The sequence below is a fragment of the Kitasatospora sp. NPDC058478 genome, assembly GCF_042720345.1.
In the GTDB taxonomy this organism is placed as follows: Bacteria; Actinomycetota; Actinomycetes; order Streptomycetales; family Streptomycetaceae; genus Kitasatospora.
The window spans coordinates 101,814-119,656 of the sequence record NZ_JBHXML010000005.1 but is presented as its reverse complement, the minus strand read 5'-3'; the positions used below and the strand labels follow the sequence as shown (position 1 = coordinate 119,656).

Genomic DNA, 17,843 nt, shown 5'->3' with positions numbered 1-17,843 from the left:
CCATGTCTTCTTCATCCACGGCCACCCTGCCCCTGCCCTCCGCGACCCCGCATCTGCGCGCGGTCCGCTCCGTCCCGGGCGTCGCCCCGGTCGGCTCCGGCGTCTCCGGCGCGCCGGGCTCCTCCGCCTCCCCGCTCTCGCACGGCTCGCCGGCCGCCGAGCGATGGCCCGGGGGAGCGGTCCGGCCCTCTCACGCGATCCCGTCCCGGCCGGCGGGCGCGGGCGTCGTGCCCCAGCCGGGCGCGGTCCTCCCGGCCGCGCCGGCGGCCCTGCTCGCCGCGCTGCCCGAGGGGGCGACCGTCGTCGCCGCGCTGCCGCAGGGCGCGCTGCCGCAGGGTCTGCTCGCCCAGTACGGCACGCAGTTCGGCGCCGGTACCGGGAATCCGATGGTCGGGTACCTGGTGCTCGTGCCGGCCGACAGCCCGGTGGCGGCGGTGCCCGCCGGCGCGCCCCTCGGCGGGCCCTCGGGTGTACAGCACGTCGGTGCGCACGCCGGTGTGCACGTGAGTGTGCCCGCACAGGCCGGTGTTCGCCCGGTCCGACCGGCCGGGCGCGGCATCGCCGTCGACGCCGAGCGGCGCAACGCCTACGTCGACGGGCGGCTGCTCGACCTCACCTACCTGGAGTTCGAGCTGCTCGCCCACCTCACCGAGCACCCGCAGCGGGTGCACACCCGGGATCACCTGGTCTCGGCGGTCTGGGGTTACGGCCACGTCGGCGACGGCCGCACGGTCGACGTGCACGTCGCCCGGCTGCGCCGCAAGCTCGGACCGGGCTACCGCGACACGATCGTGACGGTCCGTCGGGTCGGATACAAGTACACCCCGGCCAGCTGATCGGCCACCGAACTTCCTGCCGCGGCGGGTTGCCCGTGCCATCGCGCAACGGGCAGCCCGCTGCGGCATTGTGACGTGACGTCAGGCACGCTGATCGGGCGGCAGCAGCAGGACGGCGAGCGCGTCGGCGCAGGTGCGGGCGTGGCCCAGGAACCAGTCGAGGCGGTCGTCGGTCAGGTGCGCCGGGGTCGAGCGGACGGCCAGCGCGAACCGGGCCTGCCCGGTGCCGTCCAGGACGGGCACGGCCGCCGTCCGCACCCCGGCGGCCGACTCGCCGTCGTTGAGCGCGTACCCGGAGCTCCGGACCTTCGCCAACTCCTCGTCGAGCCGGGCCGGTTCGGTGATCGTCCGATCGGTGAACGACGGCAGCGGGCCGAGCGCCGACACCGTCGGCTCCCCCGGGCGCGGCCAGGCCAGCAGTACCTTGCCGAGCGCCGTGGAGTGCAGCGGCCGGCGCAGCCCGAGGCCGGTGTCCGGGCGGACGGAGGCCCCCACCAGGATGACCGCGTGCGGACCGCTGCGGATCGCGAGGTCCGCGGTCGCCCCGGTGCGTCGGGACAGCCGGTCCAACTCGGGTGCGGCCAGGTGCAGTCCGCGCTGGTGGAAGGTGAGTTGGCCGAGTTCGGCGACCGCCGGGCCGAGCCGGTAGCGCGCGGTCTGCTCGTCCTGCTCCAGGAAGCCGGCGCTGACCAGCGTCCGGGCCAGCCGGTGCGCGGTGGAGACCGAGAGGTCCATCCGGCGGGCCAGGTCGGAGGCGCTCAGGTCGGGGCCGTTGTCGTGGAAGCAGTGCAGCAGCCCCAGCGCACGCTGGACGGCCTGCGCACCGGCCGGCGGGCCCTGGACGGCGGTGGCGGCCTCGGCCATGGCACCTCGCGTTTCGGTTCGGGAATCCGGCTGGATCACCGGGAGGAGTCTCAGCGTAGGGCAGCGAGTGCTGCGGGATTGTGTCGACGACGTTGCAATGGAATGGCGTTGATGAACAAGTGATCCCACCATGTGGCAAAACCTTGCCTCCGGCTCGATCGTCGTGGAACGCTCCTCCCATCGCGCCGGACGCCCGCCGTCCGGCGCACCACCCGCAACCCCGACCCGCAGGAAGGAGCGACGCCGTGACGATCCACCGGTTCCTCGCCTCCTGCGCGTGTTGTCGCTGACGCTCCCCTCGCGTCGCACCGTCCGGCGTTCCCCGCCTCGCGCGACCCACCGCCCCGCCCGACTCGCCACCTCGTGCAACTCCCCGACGCCCCGGGCCCCGTGACCCGCGCGGCGTGCCCAGACCCGCAGCCTTCCGGCGCCCGCCGAACCCGCCCCCTCCGCAGAGGACCACACCCCGTGCCCAGCCCTTCCCCCAGTGCCCCCGACACCCTCTGGTTCACCCGCTGCCCGGTGCCCACCGCCACCGGGATCGCCGCCGACCAGGGGTGGCTCGCCCGCGAGTTCGCCGCCGACGGGATCGCCGTCCGCTCGCTCCAGGACGCCCCGCCGGAGGTGGCCGCCGACCACCACTACACCCACGCGCTCACCGGACTGTTCCGCGAGGGCGGCAACGTCCCGGCGCTGTGGGCCCGTTCGCGCGGCGAGCGGACCCGGCTGATCGGCCTCACCTGGATCGAGGAGCGCCAGGTGGTCCTGGTCCGGGCCGGCAGCGGCATCACCGGCCCCGGCGACCTGCGCGGGTTGCGGCTGGCGGTCCCACATCATGGCATCGGCATCGACTTCTGGCGGGCGATGGCCCTGGCCGGCTTCCGTGGCGCCCTCGGCCTCGCCGGGCTCACGCTGGACGACGCCGAGCTGGTCGACGTCCCGGGCCTGCCCGGCGGCGGGCAGTGGGCCGGCGAGCTGGCCGCGCTGCGGGACGGTGTGGTGGACGCCGTGTACGTGAAGGGGGCGCTCGCCGTCGAGGCGGCCCGCAGGGTCGGGGCGGAGGTGGCCGTGGAGCTGGACGCGGCGCCGGACCGCCGGGCCCGGGTCAACAACGGGACGCCTCGGCCGGTCACCGTCCACCAGCAACTGCTGGACGAGCAGCCGGAGCTGGTAGCCCGCTTCCTCGCCGTTCTGCTGGAGGCCGCCGACTGGGCGGCCGAGCGCCCGGCGGAGGTGGTGCGGATCCTGCGGGCCGAGACCGGCGCGGGCGCCGAGGGCGTGGCCGGGGCGTACGCGCCGGGCAGTCACCGCACCCTGCACCTGGACCTCTCGGCGGAGCGCCTGGAGCTGCTGGCGCAGCAGGAACGTTTCCTCGGGGACCGGGGATTCCTCGCCTCCCCGGTCGACATCCCCGGCTGGGCCGACCCGGAACCCCTGCGCGCCGCCCACGAGCTGCTGCGCGAACGGCGCCGCGCCGCGGTGGGCAGCTGAGCGCCGCCCGGCCGCCGGCTGACAGATCACAACTAACAGATTTCAGCAGACAGATTTCAGATAACAGATTTCGAAAGTTGTCACTTGTCAGCTGTCCTTCGTTTGGAGACCCCGTGACGACCCCCCGCCTCGCCCTCGCCGCCACCGCGCTGCTCGCCTCCACCGCACTGGCCGCCTGCGGCTCGTCCGCCGACGGGGCCAAGGCCTCCGCCGACGGCGGGGCCGGCGGCAAGGCCGACGTGGTGCTCCGCCTGCCCGACCCCGGAAACAACGGGTTCCTCGCCCGCGGCAAGAAGGACGGCTCGCTGGACAAGGCGCTGGCCGCTGTCCACGCCAAGGTCGCCTGGACCGGCAGCGCGGGCCCGTTCGCCCCGGCCGCGCAGGCCCTGTCCGCCGACCAACTGGACGTCGCCCTGGGCTCGATCACCTCGGCCGTCGCCGCGCTCGCCCAGAAGCCCGGCTTCAAGCTGTTCGCCCAGACCGCGCCCGACGGCGTCGGCGAAGGGATCCTGGTGAAGAACGACTCGCCCATCAAGTCCGTCCAGGACCTGGTCGGCCGCAAGGTCGCAGTCTCCCAGGGTGGCACCAGCGAGTACCTGCTGCTCAAGGCGCTGGAGAAGAACGGCGTCCCGGCCGACAAGGTCGAGCGGGTCTACCTGCGCGCCGACCAGACGGCCGGTGTCTTCAACTCCGGCCAGGTGGACGCCTGGGCGACCTGGAACACCTTCTCCACGCCCACCATCGCCAACGCCGGGGCGCACTTCCTGGCCAACGGCAAGGAGGTCGGCTCCGACAACTACGCCGTCTGGGCCGTCCGCAACGGCTTCGCCGACAAGCACCCCGAGGTGGTCAAGACCTTCTACACCTACCTGCGCGAGAACGGCCTCAAGGAGAAGGCGGACCCGGCCGCCTACCTCAACGTCTTCACCGACTCCGGCCCGACCGCCGTCACCCCCGCCGAGAAGGACATCGCGGTGAACGTCAGCGGGCAGGGCGCCGCCGCGGAGGCCATCTCCGACGCCGACACCGCCCGCTTCGGCACCGTCGCCCGGTTCTTCGCCGACCAGAAGGTCACCAAGCAACTCGTGGACGTCAAGCCGTACCTGATCGACATCAACAAGCTCGGGGACGGTGCCAAGTGACCACCGCCGCCCCCGAACGCACCACCGACGAGACCCGTCTCGCCCTCGACGCCGGACTCGTCACCCCGCACACCAGGCGGCAGCGGCCCCGCCCGCGCGCCCTCGCCGTGATCCTGCGCACCCTGGGCCCGCTCGCCCTGCTCGGCGGCTGGGCGCTCGCCTCCGCCACCGGCGCCCTCACCCAGGACGTCCTCGCCTCACCCGCCCAGGTCGCCGGAGCCGTCGGCGAGTTGTGGGGCAACGGCCAGCTCACCGATGCCCTCGGCGTCTCCCTCACCCGGGCCGGCCTCGGCCTGCTCTTCGGCGCGACCACCGGTCTGGTGCTCGGCGTGGTCACCGGCTTCACCCGGCTCGGCGAGGAACTGCTCGACTCCGCGATCCAGGTGCTGCGCACCGTCCCGTTCCTGGCGCTGGTCCCGCTGTTCATGGTGTGGTTCGGCATCACCGAGACCGCGAAGGTCGCCCTGATCGGCGTCGCCACCAGCTTCCCGATGTACGTGTCCGCCTCCGGCGGCGTCCGTAACACCGACCGCAAGCTGGTCGAGGCGATGCGCAGCTTCGGGCTCGGCCGCTGGGCCATCGTGCGCACCGTCGTCCTGCCCGGCGCGCTGCCCGCCCTGCTGTCCGGTCTGCGACTGTCGATGACGCTCAGCGTGATCGCCCTGATCGCCGCCGAGGAGATCAACTCCACCGAGGGGATCGGGTACTTGATGGCCCAGGCCCAGAACTACTCGCGCACCGACATCCTCGCCGTCTGCATCCTGATCTACGGGCTGCTCGGCCTCACCGCCGACGCGGTCGTCCGGGTCCTGGAACGCCTCCTCATGCCGTGGCGCCAGGCCGTCCAGGGAGCAGCCCGATGAGCACCGCCACCTCCGCCACTTCCGCCACTTCCGTGCCTGCGACCGCCGCTCCCGCGGCCGCCGCTCCGGCCGTCCATCTGCGGGGCCTGCGCCGGGTGTTCGGCACCCGGGCCGTCCTTGATGGCGTCGATCTCTCCATCGCCCGGGGCGAGTTCGTCGCCCTGCTGGGCGCCAGCGGCACCGGCAAGACCACCCTGCTGCGCATCCTCGGCGCGCTCGACCGGGCCGACGAGGGCACCGTGCTCGTCCCGCCGGTGCGTACGGTGGTCTTCCAGGAGCCCCGACTCGTCCCGTCCAAGCGGGTGTTGGCCAACGTCACGGTCGGCCTGCCGCGCGGTGCCGCCACCCGGGAGACCGGACTCAAGGCGCTCGCCGAGGTCGGCCTGGACAAGCACGCCGACGCCTGGCCGGCCACCCTCTCGGGCGGCGAGGCGCAGCGCGTCGCCCTCGCCCGGGCCCTCGTCCGCGAACCCCAACTGCTGTTGCTCGACGAGCCGTTCGCCGCACTGGACGCGCTCACCCGACTGCGCATGCAGGACCTGGTCGGCGACCTCGTCCGCCGCCACCGCCCCGCCGTGCTGCTGGTCACCCACGACGTGGAGGAGGCCGTCCGGCTCGCCGACCGCGTCGCCGTCCTGCGTGACGGCTTGCTCGTGCGCGACGAACCGGTCGCCGTCGACCACCCCCGCGACCCCGCCGACCCGGCCTTCGCCGACCTGCGCCGCCGACTGCTGGCGGACCTCGGCGTCCACTGACCCGTAAGCGGCCCCACCGAACCGTCCTCAAGACCGCCCGCCCGCACCACCGGAGTTGAACAGATGACCGTGACCCTCGGCGTCCACGCCAGCAACCCCTCGCTCTACTACCTCGCCCGACTGCCCTACCTGGACGAGGAACTGGCCCCGCTCGGCGAGACCGGCGCCTTCCACCACTATGCCGACGGCACCCGCACCGGTGCGCTGCTCGCCGACGGCACCATCGACTTCGGCGGGACGGGCTCGACCCCGCCGGTCACCGCCCAGGCGGCCGGCCACGACCTGGTGTACGCGGCGGTCTCCGCACCCCGGCATGACCACGGCGCCCTGCTGGTGCTGGACGGCGGCCCGGTCCAGGCGGTGGCGGACCTCAAGGGCGGCACCGTCGTGTTGGGCATCGGATCCTGGCAGACCCATCTGCTCGCCAAGGCCCTGCACGCGCAGGGGCTTTCGTACGCCGAGGACGTCACCCCGGTGCGCCCGGCGGCCGGCGAGGACCAGGCCCAGCGGCTGCGCGACGGCGAGATCGCGGGGTGGATCGCCCAGGGCGCCGAACTGGCCGCCGCCCGCCGGAGCGGGGGCTTTCGGGAGCTGATCCGCACCGGCGACGTCATCACCGACCGCTCGGTGTTCTTCACCCGCCGGGACTTCGCGACCGGGCGCCCCGAGGTGGTCGCCGCGATCGCCGCCGCGCTGCGCCGGGCGGACGCCTGGGTGGCCGCCCACCCGGCCGAGGCGGCCGCGATCGCGGCGGAGCAGCTGGGCGGCTCGGCCGTCGACTGGCAGACGGCGCTGGTCGCACTGCCGTGGCAACTGGAGCCCGCCACCGCCGGGTTCATCGCCGAGCAGCAGGAGGCCGCGGACATCTTCCACGGGGTCGGGTTCATCGACCGGGTGCTGACCGTCGCCGACGCCCATCTGCCCGCGCTGGAGGCCCCGGTGGCCGCCGCGCTCGCCAAGGCGGTCTGAACCGTGGCCTCCGAAGTCCTCTGGTACATCATCCCGCGCGAGGGCCACTACCCGTGGGAGCCGGCCGGCCGCCGCCCGGTGGATCTCCGCTACCTGCAGCAACTGGCGGGAAGCGTCGAGCGGTTGGGCTACACCGGCGCCCTGCTCGCGACCGACCTCTACGACGTGTGGACGCTCGGCAGTGCGCTCGCGGCCGCCACCACCCCGGCGTTCAAGCCGCTGCTGGCCGTCCACCCGGGGCTGGTCTCGCCCACCCTGCTGGCAAAGATGGCGCTCAGCTTCGACCGGATGCACGGCGGCCGACTGCGGTTCAACGTGGTCAACGGCTCGACCGCGCAACTGCGCGAGTACGGACTGGACGTCGAGCACGACGACCGCTACCGGCTCAGCGCCGAGTACTGGTCGATCGTCAAGCGCCTGACCGCCGGCGAAGTCTTCGACCACAAGGGCGAGTTCTACGAACTGAAGAACGCGGGCGCGAGCCTGCGGGAGCTGGCGCCGGTCCAGCCCGGTGGCATCCCGCTCTGGTTCGGCGGCAGTTCGGTGGCCGGCATCGAGATGGCGGCCGAGCGCGTGGACGTCTACCTGACCTGGGGCGAGCCGCCGCACCTGCTCAAGGAGAAGTTGGACCTGGTCCGGGCGCGGGCCGCCGCCCACGGCCGGACCCTGCGGATCGGGCTGCGGCTGCACCTGATCGTCCGCGATACCGAGGACGAGGCCTGGGCGGCCGCCGACCGCCTGCTCGACGTCACCAGCGAGGCCACGTACGCCCGCCAACTGGGCGGCGCGAAGGGTGAGGACGGGGTCGGCTGGCAGCGGCAGTTCCGCCAGCACGGCGGCAAGGTGCCCGCACGGGCCCGGGAGCTGGAGGCCTACCCGAACCTCTGGCCGGGAATGAGCCTGTTCCGCCCCGGCCCCGGTACGGCGGTGGTCGGCTCTACGGCCCAGGTGGTCGAGCGGTTGCAGGAGTTCGAGTCGCTGGGCGTCGACACCTTCATCCTCTCCGGTAACCCCCTGCTGGAGGAGGCCCACCGGGTTGCAGAAACGGTACTGCCCGCCCTGGGCATCCGCCGCTGACGGCTGACGGCTGACAGGTGACAACTAACAGCTGACAGATGATGAAATCTGTCAGCTGTTAGTTGTTCGCCCGTTCCGGCGGCAAGCCCCCTACCCGCTCAGAGGCTGAGTCGGTCGATCTCCGCGAGCTCCTCCGCGGTCAGCGGACCGCCCGCGAGCGCGTCGATGTTCTGGTCCAGCTGGGCGACGCTGCTCGCCCCGATGATCACCGAGACCACCCGCGGGTCCCGCAGGACCCAGCACAGCGCGAGCTGCGCCAGCGTCTGCCCGCGCCGCTCGGCGACCTTGTTGAGTGCCCGCAGCTGCTCCAGCTTCGGCCCGCTGAGCGCCTCCTCGGTCAGGAACCGCCCGACCGACATCCGCGAACCGGCCGGCACCTCGCCCGACAGGTAGCGATCCGTCAGCAGGCCCTGGGCGAGCGGCGAGTAGGCGATGAGGCTGGTCCGGGTCTCGCCCACCGCGTCCAGCACGCCCTCCTCCACGTACCGGTTGAGGATCGAGTACGCCGACTGGTTCAGCAGCACCGGCGTGCCCAGCTCGCGCAGGATCGCCACCGCCTCCCGGTGCTGCTCCGCCGGGTAGTTGGAGATCGCCGCGTACAGCGCCTTGCCCGAGCGCACCGCGCTGTCCAGCGCGCCCATCGTTTCCTCGAGCGGGGTGTCCGGGTCGTAGCGGTGGGAGTAGAAGACGTCGACGTAGTCCAGCCCCATCCGGTCCAGCGACTGGTCCAGGCTGGCCAGCAGGTACTTGCGGCTGCCGCCGTTGCCGTACGGGCCCGGCCACATGTCCCAGCCGGCCTTGCTGGCGATGAACAGCTCGTCGCGGTACGGGCGGAAGTCCTGGGCGAACAGGTAGCCGAAGTTGCGTTCGGCGCTGCCGTACGGCGGACCGTAGTTGTTCGCGAGGTCGAAGTGGGTGATCCCCCGGTCGAAGGCGCGGCGCAGCACCGCGCGCTGGACCTCCAGCGGCTGGGCGTCACCGAAGTTGTGCCAGAGGCCGAGCGAGACGGCCGGCAGCTGAACGCCGCTGCGGCCGGCCTTGCGGTAGGTCATCGAGGCATAGCGGTCATCCGCGGCGAGGTAGCTCATGCCGGACATCTTGCCAGTCGTCGCGGGCGGATCAAGCCCTTGCCCCGTTTCTGACCGGTGCTTATGCTCGCGGGGGATCGTACGCGTGCGAGGCGAAGGGGGAGTCACGATGACCGTCCAGGCTGTGACCCCACCCGCGACCGCACCCGAGATCGCAACCGTGTTCGCTGCCACGGCCACGGCCACGGCCACGGCCATGACCGCACCCGCGATCGCGACCGCCGTGCCCCGCTGTTGTCGTCGCCGCCGCTGCACCTCGCGCTGACGCCGCCCCAGAGCCGCTCCGCCGCGATCCCCTCCCGGTGCCGCCCGCGTGAGCGCAGCCCGTACCCGGGCGTTCCGCGCGGGCCGCCGCCGCCCCTCCTCGGCAGCCGTGCCCGCGCCTCGGGTCAGGGCGTCGCGCCGAGGCCCCATCGAGCGCCCCCAAGGAGACCGCCGTGCGGTTCACCGTCTCGTCCCTCGTCGCCAACGGACCCGATCCCGTGACCGGCGTCCAGCGCACCCCGCAGGAGAAGCTGTGGAACGTCATCGACCAGGCGGTGGTGGCCGAGCAACTCGGTTACGACGGCTACGGCGTGGGGGAGCGGCACGGTGAACCGTTCCTCTCTCCGGCGCCGCCGGTGCTGCTCAGCGCGATAGCGGCCCGCACCTCCACCATCCGGCTGTTCACCACGGTGACGGTGCTGAGCATCCTGGATCCGGTCCGGGTCGCCGAGGACTACGCCCTGCTCGACCAGCTCTCCGGAGGCAGGGTCGAGTTGATCATCGGCAAGGGCAACGACCCGCGGCACTTCGACCTGTTCGGCCTGCCCGAGGAGCGCCAGTGGGACGCGCTCGCCGAGAACTACGGCCTGTTGCGCCGACTCTGGCGTGAGGAGAGGGTGACCTGGGAGGGCTCGACCCGCCCGCCGCTCAAGGACACGGCCGTGTCGCCGCGCCCGTTGCAGGACCCGATCCCGGTGTGGCACGGCAGCGCGACCAGCACCCAGTCCACCGACCTGGCCGCCCGTTACGGTGACCCGCTCTTCTCCGCCAACTCCTTCCACCCGCTGGCCAAGTACCGCTCCCTGGTGGAGCACTACCGCGAGCGCTGGGCGCACTACGGGCGCGATCCGAGGGAGGCCAGGGTGGGCGCGAGCTTCGGCGGGCTGTACGTCGCCAAGCGCTCGCAGGACGCGGTCGAGGGCTTCCGTCCGTACTGGGACGCGATGTTCAGTTCGGCGGCCGGCCGGCACAACAAGTCGCCGTTCACCTCGCTGGAGGACGCGTTGGAACACGGTTCGGCCCTGGTCGGAAGCCCGCAGCAGGTGATCGAGAAGATCCACCGCTATCACGAGGCCTTCGGCAACGAGGTGGTCGGGATCGGAGTCGACGCCCTGACGGAAGGGGCGCAGCGGGAGCAGTTGGAGCTGTTCGCGGCCGAGGTCGCCCCGGTGGTCAGGCGCGAGCTTCCGTGAGCGCCCGCCCGACGTGACGCGCGCCACCGGCCGCGGTGGAGTGCCGCCGGTCGGGGCGGGGGAGACGAGCGGGCGAGGGGCCGTGGCCGCCGGGGGGCGGCGCACGGCCCTCGGCCGTCCCCGGCGCGAACCCGTCGGCCCGCCTCGTCCCCGGCGCGAACTCGTCCGCCCGCCCCGCGTCCGCGTCGAGCTGGGAAATTCCTGGCCTTCTGTACCTACTGGTATGTACAGTGGTTCGCATGACCACCCAGGACCGCCTCATCGAGAGCACCCAGGAACTCCTCTGGGAGCGCGGCTACGTCGGCACCAGCCCCAAGGCCATCCAGCAGCACGCCGGTGTCGGCCAGGGCAGCATGTACCACCACTTCGCCGGCAAGCCCGACCTCGCCGCAGCCGCCCTGCGCCGCAGCGCCGAGCAACTGCGGGGAGTCGCCGCCGCCGACCTGTCCGCCCCCGGCGGCGCGTACGACCGCATCGCCGCCTACCTGCACCGCGACCGTGACGTGCTGCGCGGCTGCCGGATCGGCCGGATGGCCCAGGACCCGGACGTCATCGCCGACCCCGAACTGCGCGCCCCCGTCGAGGAGACCTTCGACTGGCTGCGCGCCCGGATCGCCGAGTTGGTGGCCGAGGGCCAGGCCGCGGGCGAGCTCGTCCCCGGTGTCGACCCGGCCGACACCGCCGCCGCCGTGGTCGCCGTCGTCCAGGGCGGCCACGTCCTGGCCCGCGCGGCCGGCCGGGCCGAGCCCTTCGAGCAGGCCGTACGCGGCGCCCTCGGCCTGCTCGCCGCTCAGCGCACCGCCTGACCCGCGCCGCGCACGGCTGAGCGGCCGCGTGACCGACTGGCCGCGTGACCGCGTGACCGGCCGCGAGACCGCGCGCGTGACCGACTGGCCGAGCGATCCCCGCTCGACGATCCGACCGAGGAGACCCGCCGTGCACGCCATGCAGTACGAGATCACCCTCCCCGCCGACTACGACCTGGGGATCATCCGCAAGCGCGTCGCCGACAAGGGCCATCTGCTCGATGCGCACCCGGGCCTCGGGCTCAAGGCGTACCTGGTCCGCGAGCGGGGCCGCGACGGGTCGCCCGTCAACCAGTACGCGCCGTTCTACCTCTGGCGCACCGCCGAGGGCATGAACAGCTTCCTCTGGGGACCGGGCTTTCGCGGCCTGAGCGCCGACTTCGGCCGCCCGGCCGTCCGTCACTGGCTCGGCGCCGGTCTGGCCCACGGCGCCGTGCCGGACGCTCCGGCGACCTCGACCTCGACCTCGACTGCGACCACAACCGCGACCGCGATCACGGCTACCCGGCACATCGTCAGGCTCCCCGAGTCCGACGATCCCGCCGAGGCGGTCGAGCGGGCCCTCGCCGAGTCCCCCGCGCACCCCGCTCTGCACACCGCCGCCGTCGCGGTGGATCCGAGCCGCTGGGAGCTGGTCCGCTTCGCCCTCTGGTACGGCCCGGCCCCGGACGACGTGCCGGGCATCCGCTACCAGGTGCTGCACCTGTCCCGTCCCGAACTCGACCGGCTGCCCGGCGGCCGACACTGGTGAAAGGTTTCGCCACTTCCATGACCAGCCCCATGACCGCGACCGTCACCCCCGCGACCGCCCCCGTCACCCCCGCGACCGCGACCGCCGTCCCGGCCCCCGCCCCGATGACACCGGCCGACCTGACCCCCGCGCCGCTCGACCGCGAAGCCGGCTACGCCCTGCTCGCCGACCTCGCCGGCCCGGTCGCCGCCGCGACCCTCGGCGGCCTGGACGGTCTCGCGCCCGGCTTCCCCGACTGGATCGTCACCAGTCTCTTCGGCGGCACCTACCAGCGCCCCGGCCTCGCCCTGCGCGACCGGCAGGTGGCCAACCTGGCCGCGCTCACCGCCCTCGGCGGCGTGGAGCCGCAGCTCGCCGACCACGTCCGCAACAGTCTGCGGATCGGCCTGACCAGGGAGGAGATCACCGAGGTCATCGTCCACCTCGCCCCCTACGTCGGCGTCCCCAAGGCCCTGGCCGGCCTGCGCGTCGCCACCGCCACCTTCGCCGAGGCGCCCCCGACCGAGGCGCCCCCGGCCGCCGCAGACCCGACCCCGGCATCCCCGATCGAGGAGGACCGGGCATGACCCCCACGATCCGTACCGTCCTCGGCGACCTCGACCCCGCGGAACTCGGTGCCACCGACTCCCACGACCACCTCTTCATCCGCAGCCCCCTGCTCCCCGGCGAGGAACTGGACGACCCGGCCGCCGCCGAGGGAGTCCTGCGCGCCTTCGCGGCGTCCGGCGGACGGTCGTTCGTCCAGTGGACCCCGTACGGCATGGGCCGCGGAGCGGACTCCCTCGCGAAGCTCTCCCGCGTGACCGGAGTCCACGTCCTCGCCGCCACCGGCCTGCACCAGGCGGCCCACTACGACCCGGACACCCTCCCCGTCCTGTACGACGGGCTGGCCGAACGCTTCATCGCCGAACTCACCACCGGGCTGACGGCCGAACCGGCCACCGAACCGGCCACTGAACCGCTTGGACCGCCTGGACCGCCCGCAGCCCCCGAGGCCCCCGAAGCGCCCGCGTCGCCCGCGGCCGTCCGGGCGGGCCTGATCAAGGTCGCCTGCGACCCCGGGACCACCACGGCGCACACCCGCCGGGTGATGGCCGCGGCCGCCGACGCGCACCGCGCCACCGGTGCCCCGATCGCCGTTCACCTCGAACCCCGAGCCCACCCGCACCTCGTACTGAACCGGCTGCACGTTCGACACGGCGTCCCGCCCCACCGGATCATCCTCGGCCACCTCACCCGGCTGCCGGATGTGCGGGTGCACCGCGAACTCGCGGCGGAAGGCGTCTACTTCGCGCTGGACAGCCCCTCCCGGGCCGGCCACCCGGCCGACCACCAGGCCTTCGACGTCATCGCCGACCTCGTCGAGGCCGGCCACGCCTCCCGACTCCTCCTCGGCGCCGACACCACCACCCGCACCGCCCGTCGGGCCGGCGGCCCGACCGAGCTGCTCAACGACCTCGTCCCACGGCTCGCCCGCACCTTCGGCCCCGAACTGCCCGGCCTCCTCCTCACCGCCAACCCGGCCGCCGCCTTCGCCACCGACTGGCGCACGCCCTGAACCGTCCCTGCTCGGCTCGCCCCGGTCTCGACCCCGGCCGCAGGCCGACCCCGGGCCTTCGGCGAAGGCCCGCCGCCCACGCCCTACCGTGACGGCCATGGTGACCCTGCGCATCCTCACGACCGACGACTGGCCGCTCTGGCGCGACCTGCGCCTCGCCGCCCTCTCCGACGCGCCGCACGCCTTCAAGGCCCGCCTGGCGGACTGGCACCACGGCGGCGAGGGACGGTGGCGCGCCCGGTTGCACCTGCCGGGCGCCCACCACGTCGCGGCGCTGCTGGACGGTCCGGCCGGTTCGGATGGTCCGGACGCCACTCCCGTCGGCCTGGCGGACGGCCTCCCCGGAGCCGACGGCGTACGGGAGTTGCGCTCGGTATGGGTCGGACCGAAGGCGCGCGGCAGGGGCGTCGCCGACCGCCTGCTGGAGGAGGTCGAGCGCTGGGCCCGCGCATCCGGTGGCAGCACGCTGCGCCTCGCGGTGCTCCCCGGCAACGAACCCGCGATCACGCTCTACCGCCGGCACGGCTTCACCGTGCTCGCCGAGCCCGGCGGGCCGCTCGCCGACAGGGTCGCCCGGGAGCTCGTGATGGCGAAGTCGCTGCGCTGACGGTTGCAGCTGACGGCCGGACGGGCCGGGCGGGCCGGTCACCCGCCGATCCACCCCGCCACTCGCTCGACGGCCGCGAACGCACCGAAAGCGAGCAGCCGCGTCAGCTCCCCGTCGCCGGCCGCGGGCCGAACGGCGCGCCAGGCGGCCACGTCGGCCTCCGTGAGCCGGTACGGCGCGAGGGCGGTGAGCAGGGCGAGCCGGGCGGCCGGACGCTCGGGTGCGGCGAGCCCGGCCAGGTGCGGGCCGGCGGCGACACCGCCGTCCTCGCCGCGGCCCGCAACGGCTGCCTCGGCTGACCCGAGCGGCCTTCACGAGCCAGCGGCCTTCACGAGCTCGGCGCTCGTCATGAGCCCGGCCCCGCCGTCCGCGACGTGACGGTGGGGCCCGTGTCACCGGGGGGAGTGGCTGGGGCCCCACCGTCGTGCTGCCGTCCGGCGGCTCACATGTGGGTGCCGCCGTCGATGCGCAGCTCGGTGCCGGTGACGAACGCGCCGTCGTCGGAGGCCAGCATCGCGATCACCCCGGCCACCGTCTCCGGACCCGCGAAGCCCTGGCCGAGGGCCGGGGCGAGCTTGGCGAGCAGGCTGAAGTCGGCGTCGGCGGGCAGCCCCGGGTTGTGGGTCATGCCGCTGTCGATGCTGCCCGGCGCGACGCAGACCGCACGCAGGCCCTGCTTCGCGTACTCGGAGGCGATGGCGTGGGTGAAGGACTGGATGCCGCCCTTGGTCGCGGCGTACGCGGCCATGTAGGGGTGGGCGAAGCTCGCCGAGGTGGAGCTGAAGTTGACCACCACGCCCCTGCCGCCCGCGAGCAGCGCGGGGAGCGCCTCGCGGGTCATCAGGAAGGTGCCGGTCAGGTTGACCGCGAGGAGCTTGTTCCAGAACTCCAGGCTGGTCTCGTGGGTGTGCGAGGAGCGGAGGATGCCGGCCGCGTTGACCAGGGCGTCCAGCCCGCCGAGGTCCGTGATCGCCGCCGCGACGCCGGTGACGACGGCTGCCTCGTCCGAGATGTCCAGGACCTGGATGGCCAGGCGGTCCGCGGTGCCGTCGACGGTCGCGCGGTCCAGGGTCGTCTTCAGACCGTCCTCGTCGACGTCGACGGCGACGACCTTCCCTCCCTCGGCGAGGATCCGGTGCACGGTCGCCTGGCCGATGCCAGAGCCGCCGCCGGTGATCAGGACGTTCCGTCCGCTGAAGCGCTCCAGTCGGGTAGCCGGGGTGCGTTGCCGCACCCCGGCCCCCTCAGAACCGGACGTGCGGGTCGTCCCCGCATCCGGCTCAAGCGGACCCTGCTGGCTGCTTTGGATGGTCATGCGTCTATGGCCCTTCTATGGTCGCCAGCGTGATGCTGGCGGTGACATTCGGCGTGTACGAGGCGAAGGTTCGTTCGTGTGTCCGGCCCGTCGTCTCGTCGATAGATGAAGTGGTGTTTGTGCAACGGCTTCATCGATGCCGCGAACCATGCGGCCCACTCTCGCGGGCTGTCGGGTTCGTATTCGGCACCGGAGATCAGCGGCTGTTTGCACAGCGGGCAAATCCCCTTCTGACGTGCCGCCAGGGCGATCGATGTCTTATCGACCGTCGAAGGCAGACTGCGGCGTCGGCGGGCCGCCCAGTACTCGATCAGGGACGGGTCGTCAGGGGAATTCGCCCCTTTGACCATGACGTGCCTGTCGATCCTGGTCCAGGCGGACTTGTAGAGGTAGGCCCCGGTCTCCCGGTCACCGAATATCCACTTGTCACGCCTGGTCGAGTTGAACTGGCCGAATTACCTGGCTAAGCACCAGGGCACTGGCTTCTTCGGGTGTGTGTGCCGGACCCACTTGTAAGTGAGCTTCCACACGTAGTGGTCCAAGGATTGGAAGGTCTTCTTGGACACGAGTCCGGTAGTAGGTTGCCCAGCCTCTGATGATGGGGTTGAGCTTTCTCGTCACCGCACCGGCGTTTGCCCCTCTGAGAGCGAGCATCTCGTCGCGGAGGCGTTTACGGACCCTCTTGACCGCGCTTTTGCTCGGCATGATCAGCAGCTTCCCGCTGTAGCGGCGGATGTTGAATCCGAGGAAGTCGAATCCTTCTTCCAGGTGGACGACTTGCGTCTTCTCCTCGTTGAAGGCGACTCCCCGGCTGGCCATCCACCGAGCGAGATCCTCCTTGGCCCTGTGCGCTTGTTCTTCGCTGTGACAGAACACTGCAAAGTCGTCCGCGTACCGGACCGGAATCGAGGCGTCTCGCCGAGTTGTTCCATTCTTCTCGGAGAGACAGCCTGCGGCTTCTTCCATACCGTGCAGAGCAACGTTCAACAGCAGCGGGCTGATCACGCCACCTTGAGGAGTGCCCTCAAGAGTTGGCGCGAACCGGCCGCGATCCATCGCCCCGGCCCTCAGCCAGCCTCGGATGGCTTCCCTGGCAGGGAAGGTTCCCAGGCTGCTGATCAGGTGGTCGTGAGAGATCCGGTCGAAGGCCGCTGTCAGGTCGGCATCGAGCACCCACAGCCGCCGGGCGTTCTTCTTCCCTGCGGCGATGAAGATCTGCGCGATGGCGTCATGACAGCCCCGGCCCGGACGGAAGCCGTAGCTCCTGTGCTCGAACCGGGCTTCCCACTCCGGCTCCAGCGCATTTTTCACGCGGGCCTGGCGAATCCGGTCACGAATGACCGGGATTCCGAGTGGGCGCTGCTTCCCGTTGGCTTTGGGAATGTACACGCGCCGAACAGGTCTGGCGCGACCAGGATTTGTCTCTGAAGAGATCTGTGCGGCCACCATGCCCCGCTCACGCGGAGTCAGGATGACCTCCTGGTCGATGCCGGCCGTCCGGCGGCCTTGGCTCTGCTGTGTCACCCTCTTGACGCTCACGAGCGTGTTCGAGTGCGATCGCAGCATGAGCTTCTGCAAGTTCCGGACCTTCTTGAGGTCCCCTTCCTTCGCTGCCGTGAAGATTCGCTGCCTCAGTCGCCGTACTGTCGCCTCGGTCTTGGCCCAGTCGATGCCGTGCCATGCCTGCGCGTAGTCCTCGGGTCCGTTCACGGGAGCGGGAGACCCCGACGTCACTGCCTTCGTTGCCACACCTGCCTCCGGCATCTAACTTGTCCTTCGGTTCCGGCTTCCTTGCCGTTTCACTTCACAGGTCCACCTGATCCGCGTGGGCTCCCTTTCGGGCCGGGAAACTGAGTCCCGTATCCGGCGAGTTATGCAGGGTGAGTGAGGAGGCCCACCCTGTTTTCCTCCGGGCTTTCGCCCTACCAGCATTCGCTTCTCGGATCATCCTGTCCCGCTGAAGAGTTGGGCCTTCGTTGCCTCCGGCTTACCGGCTAGTGCCGGACTCCAACGGGGTTTCCACGTTCCGCTTCGTCAAGATGCGGCCGGGTTGGGCTCCCTCTTAACCCCGGGACAATCGGTGTCCTATCCCGCATCTCCCAAGGACGCGAGACCGATCGGCGCCTTTCATCGCCAGGTCCTACCAGTCGCCGAGTACGTCGCCATCGACGCGACTTCGGAGTAACGGGACGTCATCAAGGGTTCATTTTCATTAGCCCGTCCGGCCTTCCCCTTCGCCTGTTGCCACCCGATGGCGCGGGTCG

18 protein-coding genes and 2 pseudogenes are annotated in these 17,843 nt (G+C 72.2%); 13 read left to right on the top strand and 7 right to left on the bottom strand.

What is annotated here, in order from left to right:
* Positions 1-2: 2 nt before the first annotated feature.
* The gene (locus tag ACFWPT_RS04400) at positions 3-836 is read left to right on the top strand and encodes a winged helix-turn-helix domain-containing protein (RefSeq protein ID WP_380479493.1); all 834 of its coding nucleotides are present in this window, start codon (positions 3-5) and stop codon (positions 834-836) included.
* A gap of 81 nt (positions 837-917) precedes the next feature.
* Here ACFWPT_RS04400 and ACFWPT_RS04395 read toward each other — a convergent pair whose 3' ends face one another.
* Positions 918-1,700, bottom strand: a complete 783-nt coding sequence (locus tag ACFWPT_RS04395; protein ID WP_380479491.1) for an IclR family transcriptional regulator — start codon at positions 1,698-1,700, stop codon at positions 918-920.
* A gap of 468 nt (positions 1,701-2,168) precedes the next feature.
* Between ACFWPT_RS04395 and ACFWPT_RS04390 the strand changes: the two genes are divergently transcribed.
* The 6 genes from ACFWPT_RS04390 (at position 2,169) to ACFWPT_RS04365 (ending at position 7,997) form a co-directional block, all read left to right on the top strand.
* Complete coding sequence (locus ACFWPT_RS04390; RefSeq protein ID WP_380479488.1) at positions 2,169-3,191, top strand: ABC transporter substrate-binding protein; 1,023 nt, start codon at positions 2,169-2,171, stop codon at positions 3,189-3,191.
* Between the two features lie 113 nt (positions 3,192-3,304).
* Entirely contained in the window at positions 3,305-4,333 is a 1,029-nt protein-coding gene (locus ACFWPT_RS04385) for an NrtA/SsuA/CpmA family ABC transporter substrate-binding protein (RefSeq protein ID WP_380479485.1), read from the top strand.
* Positions 4,330-5,196, top strand: a complete 867-nt coding sequence (locus ACFWPT_RS04380; protein WP_380479483.1) for an ABC transporter permease — start codon at positions 4,330-4,332, stop codon at positions 5,194-5,196. Before ACFWPT_RS04385 ends, ACFWPT_RS04380 begins: the two co-directional genes overlap by 4 nt.
* Complete coding sequence (locus ACFWPT_RS04375; protein ID WP_380479480.1) at positions 5,193-5,951, top strand: ABC transporter ATP-binding protein; 759 nt, start codon at positions 5,193-5,195, stop codon at positions 5,949-5,951. The genes ACFWPT_RS04380 and ACFWPT_RS04375 overlap by 4 nt, the downstream gene beginning before the upstream one ends.
* Positions 5,952-6,014: 63 nt before the next feature.
* Positions 6,015-6,920, top strand: coding sequence for an ABC transporter substrate-binding protein (locus ACFWPT_RS04370; RefSeq protein WP_380479478.1), 906 nt, complete (start codon positions 6,015-6,017; stop codon positions 6,918-6,920).
* Positions 6,921-6,923: 3 nt separating this feature from the next.
* A complete protein-coding gene (locus ACFWPT_RS04365) occupies positions 6,924-7,997 on the top strand; it encodes an LLM class flavin-dependent oxidoreductase (protein WP_380479476.1) in 1,074 nt (357 codons plus the stop codon).
* A gap of 98 nt (positions 7,998-8,095) precedes the next feature.
* Here the strand turns inward: ACFWPT_RS04365 and ACFWPT_RS04360 are convergent, their stop codons facing one another.
* Positions 8,096-9,085 (bottom strand): aldo/keto reductase, encoded by a 990-nt coding sequence (locus tag ACFWPT_RS04360; RefSeq protein WP_063351537.1) that lies wholly within the window; start codon positions 9,083-9,085, stop codon positions 8,096-8,098.
* 437 nt (positions 9,086-9,522) lie between these two features.
* Here ACFWPT_RS04360 and ACFWPT_RS04355 point away from each other — a divergent pair, with 437 nt between their 5' ends.
* From ACFWPT_RS04355 to ACFWPT_RS04330, 6 genes are all read left to right on the top strand, one after another.
* Entirely contained in the window at positions 9,523-10,542 is a 1,020-nt protein-coding gene (locus ACFWPT_RS04355) for an LLM class flavin-dependent oxidoreductase (RefSeq protein WP_380479473.1), read from the top strand.
* A 239-nt stretch (positions 10,543-10,781) separates the two neighbouring features.
* Positions 10,782-11,348, top strand: coding sequence for a TetR/AcrR family transcriptional regulator (locus ACFWPT_RS04350; protein ID WP_380479470.1), 567 nt, complete (start codon positions 10,782-10,784; stop codon positions 11,346-11,348).
* A 130-nt stretch (positions 11,349-11,478) separates the two neighbouring features.
* A complete protein-coding gene (locus ACFWPT_RS04345) occupies positions 11,479-12,099 on the top strand; it encodes a DUF4865 family protein (protein WP_380479467.1) in 621 nt (206 codons plus the stop codon).
* A gap of 17 nt (positions 12,100-12,116) precedes the next feature.
* Entirely contained in the window at positions 12,117-12,665 is a 549-nt protein-coding gene (locus tag ACFWPT_RS04340; protein ID WP_380479465.1) for a carboxymuconolactone decarboxylase family protein, read from the top strand.
* The gene (locus ACFWPT_RS04335) at positions 12,662-13,657 is read left to right on the top strand and encodes a phosphotriesterase (RefSeq protein WP_380479463.1); all 996 of its coding nucleotides are present in this window, start codon (positions 12,662-12,664) and stop codon (positions 13,655-13,657) included. The genes ACFWPT_RS04340 and ACFWPT_RS04335 overlap by 4 nt, the downstream gene beginning before the upstream one ends.
* Before the next feature lie 97 nt (positions 13,658-13,754).
* Positions 13,755-14,264 carry a GNAT family N-acetyltransferase gene (locus ACFWPT_RS04330; RefSeq protein ID WP_380479461.1) on the top strand — a complete coding sequence of 170 codons (510 nt, stop codon included), beginning with the start codon at positions 13,755-13,757 and terminating at the stop codon, positions 14,262-14,264.
* A gap of 38 nt (positions 14,265-14,302) precedes the next feature.
* Here ACFWPT_RS04330 and ACFWPT_RS04325 read toward each other — a convergent pair.
* The 5 genes and pseudogenes from ACFWPT_RS04325 to ACFWPT_RS04305 all read right to left on the bottom strand — a co-directional run.
* Positions 14,303-14,482: pseudogene (locus ACFWPT_RS04325) on the bottom strand (hypothetical protein); the annotation flags it as partial.
* Positions 14,483-14,706: 224 nt separating this feature from the next.
* On the bottom strand, positions 14,707-15,471 hold the full coding sequence (locus ACFWPT_RS04320) for an SDR family NAD(P)-dependent oxidoreductase (RefSeq protein WP_063349995.1): 765 nt from the start codon (positions 15,469-15,471) through the stop codon (positions 14,707-14,709).
* Between the two features lie 104 nt (positions 15,472-15,575).
* Complete coding sequence (locus ACFWPT_RS04315; RefSeq protein ID WP_380479548.1) at positions 15,576-15,713, bottom strand: HNH endonuclease; 138 nt, start codon at positions 15,711-15,713, stop codon at positions 15,576-15,578.
* Between the two features lie 321 nt (positions 15,714-16,034).
* Positions 16,035-16,109: a hypothetical protein gene (locus tag ACFWPT_RS04310; RefSeq protein ID WP_380479546.1), complete on the bottom strand. Its 75-nt coding sequence runs from the start codon at positions 16,107-16,109 to the stop codon at positions 16,035-16,037.
* A gap of 85 nt (positions 16,110-16,194) precedes the next feature.
* Positions 16,195-17,343 (bottom strand): annotated as a pseudogene (locus ACFWPT_RS04305) (reverse transcriptase domain-containing protein); the annotation flags it as partial.
* Between the last annotated feature and the right edge of the window lie 500 nt (positions 17,344-17,843).

What these genes read in the sequence shown, in the direction of transcription:
- ACFWPT_RS04400 (WP_380479493.1), top strand. Translation starts at nt 3, where the DNA reads ATGTCTTCTTCATCCACGGCCACCCTGCCCCTGCCCTCCGCGACCCCG.
- ACFWPT_RS04395 (WP_380479491.1), bottom strand. Translation starts at nt 1,700, where the DNA reads ATGGCCGAGGCCGCCACCGCCGTCCAGGGCCCGCCGGCCGGTGCGCAG.
- ACFWPT_RS04375 (WP_380479480.1), top strand. Translation starts at nt 5,193, where the DNA reads ATGAGCACCGCCACCTCCGCCACTTCCGCCACTTCCGTGCCTGCGACC.
- ACFWPT_RS04370 (WP_380479478.1), top strand. Translation starts at nt 6,015, where the DNA reads ATGACCGTGACCCTCGGCGTCCACGCCAGCAACCCCTCGCTCTACTAC.
- ACFWPT_RS04360 (WP_063351537.1), bottom strand. Translation starts at nt 9,085, where the DNA reads ATGAGCTACCTCGCCGCGGATGACCGCTATGCCTCGATGACCTACCGC.
- ACFWPT_RS04350 (WP_380479470.1), top strand. Translation starts at nt 10,782, where the DNA reads ATGACCACCCAGGACCGCCTCATCGAGAGCACCCAGGAACTCCTCTGG.
- ACFWPT_RS04340 (WP_380479465.1), top strand. Translation starts at nt 12,117, where the DNA reads ATGACCAGCCCCATGACCGCGACCGTCACCCCCGCGACCGCCCCCGTC.
- ACFWPT_RS04335 (WP_380479463.1), top strand. Translation starts at nt 12,662, where the DNA reads ATGACCCCCACGATCCGTACCGTCCTCGGCGACCTCGACCCCGCGGAA.
- ACFWPT_RS04330 (WP_380479461.1), top strand. Translation starts at nt 13,755, where the DNA reads ATGGTGACCCTGCGCATCCTCACGACCGACGACTGGCCGCTCTGGCGC.
- ACFWPT_RS04315 (WP_380479548.1), bottom strand. Translation starts at nt 15,713, where the DNA reads ATGAAGCCGTTGCACAAACACCACTTCATCTATCGACGAGACGACGGG.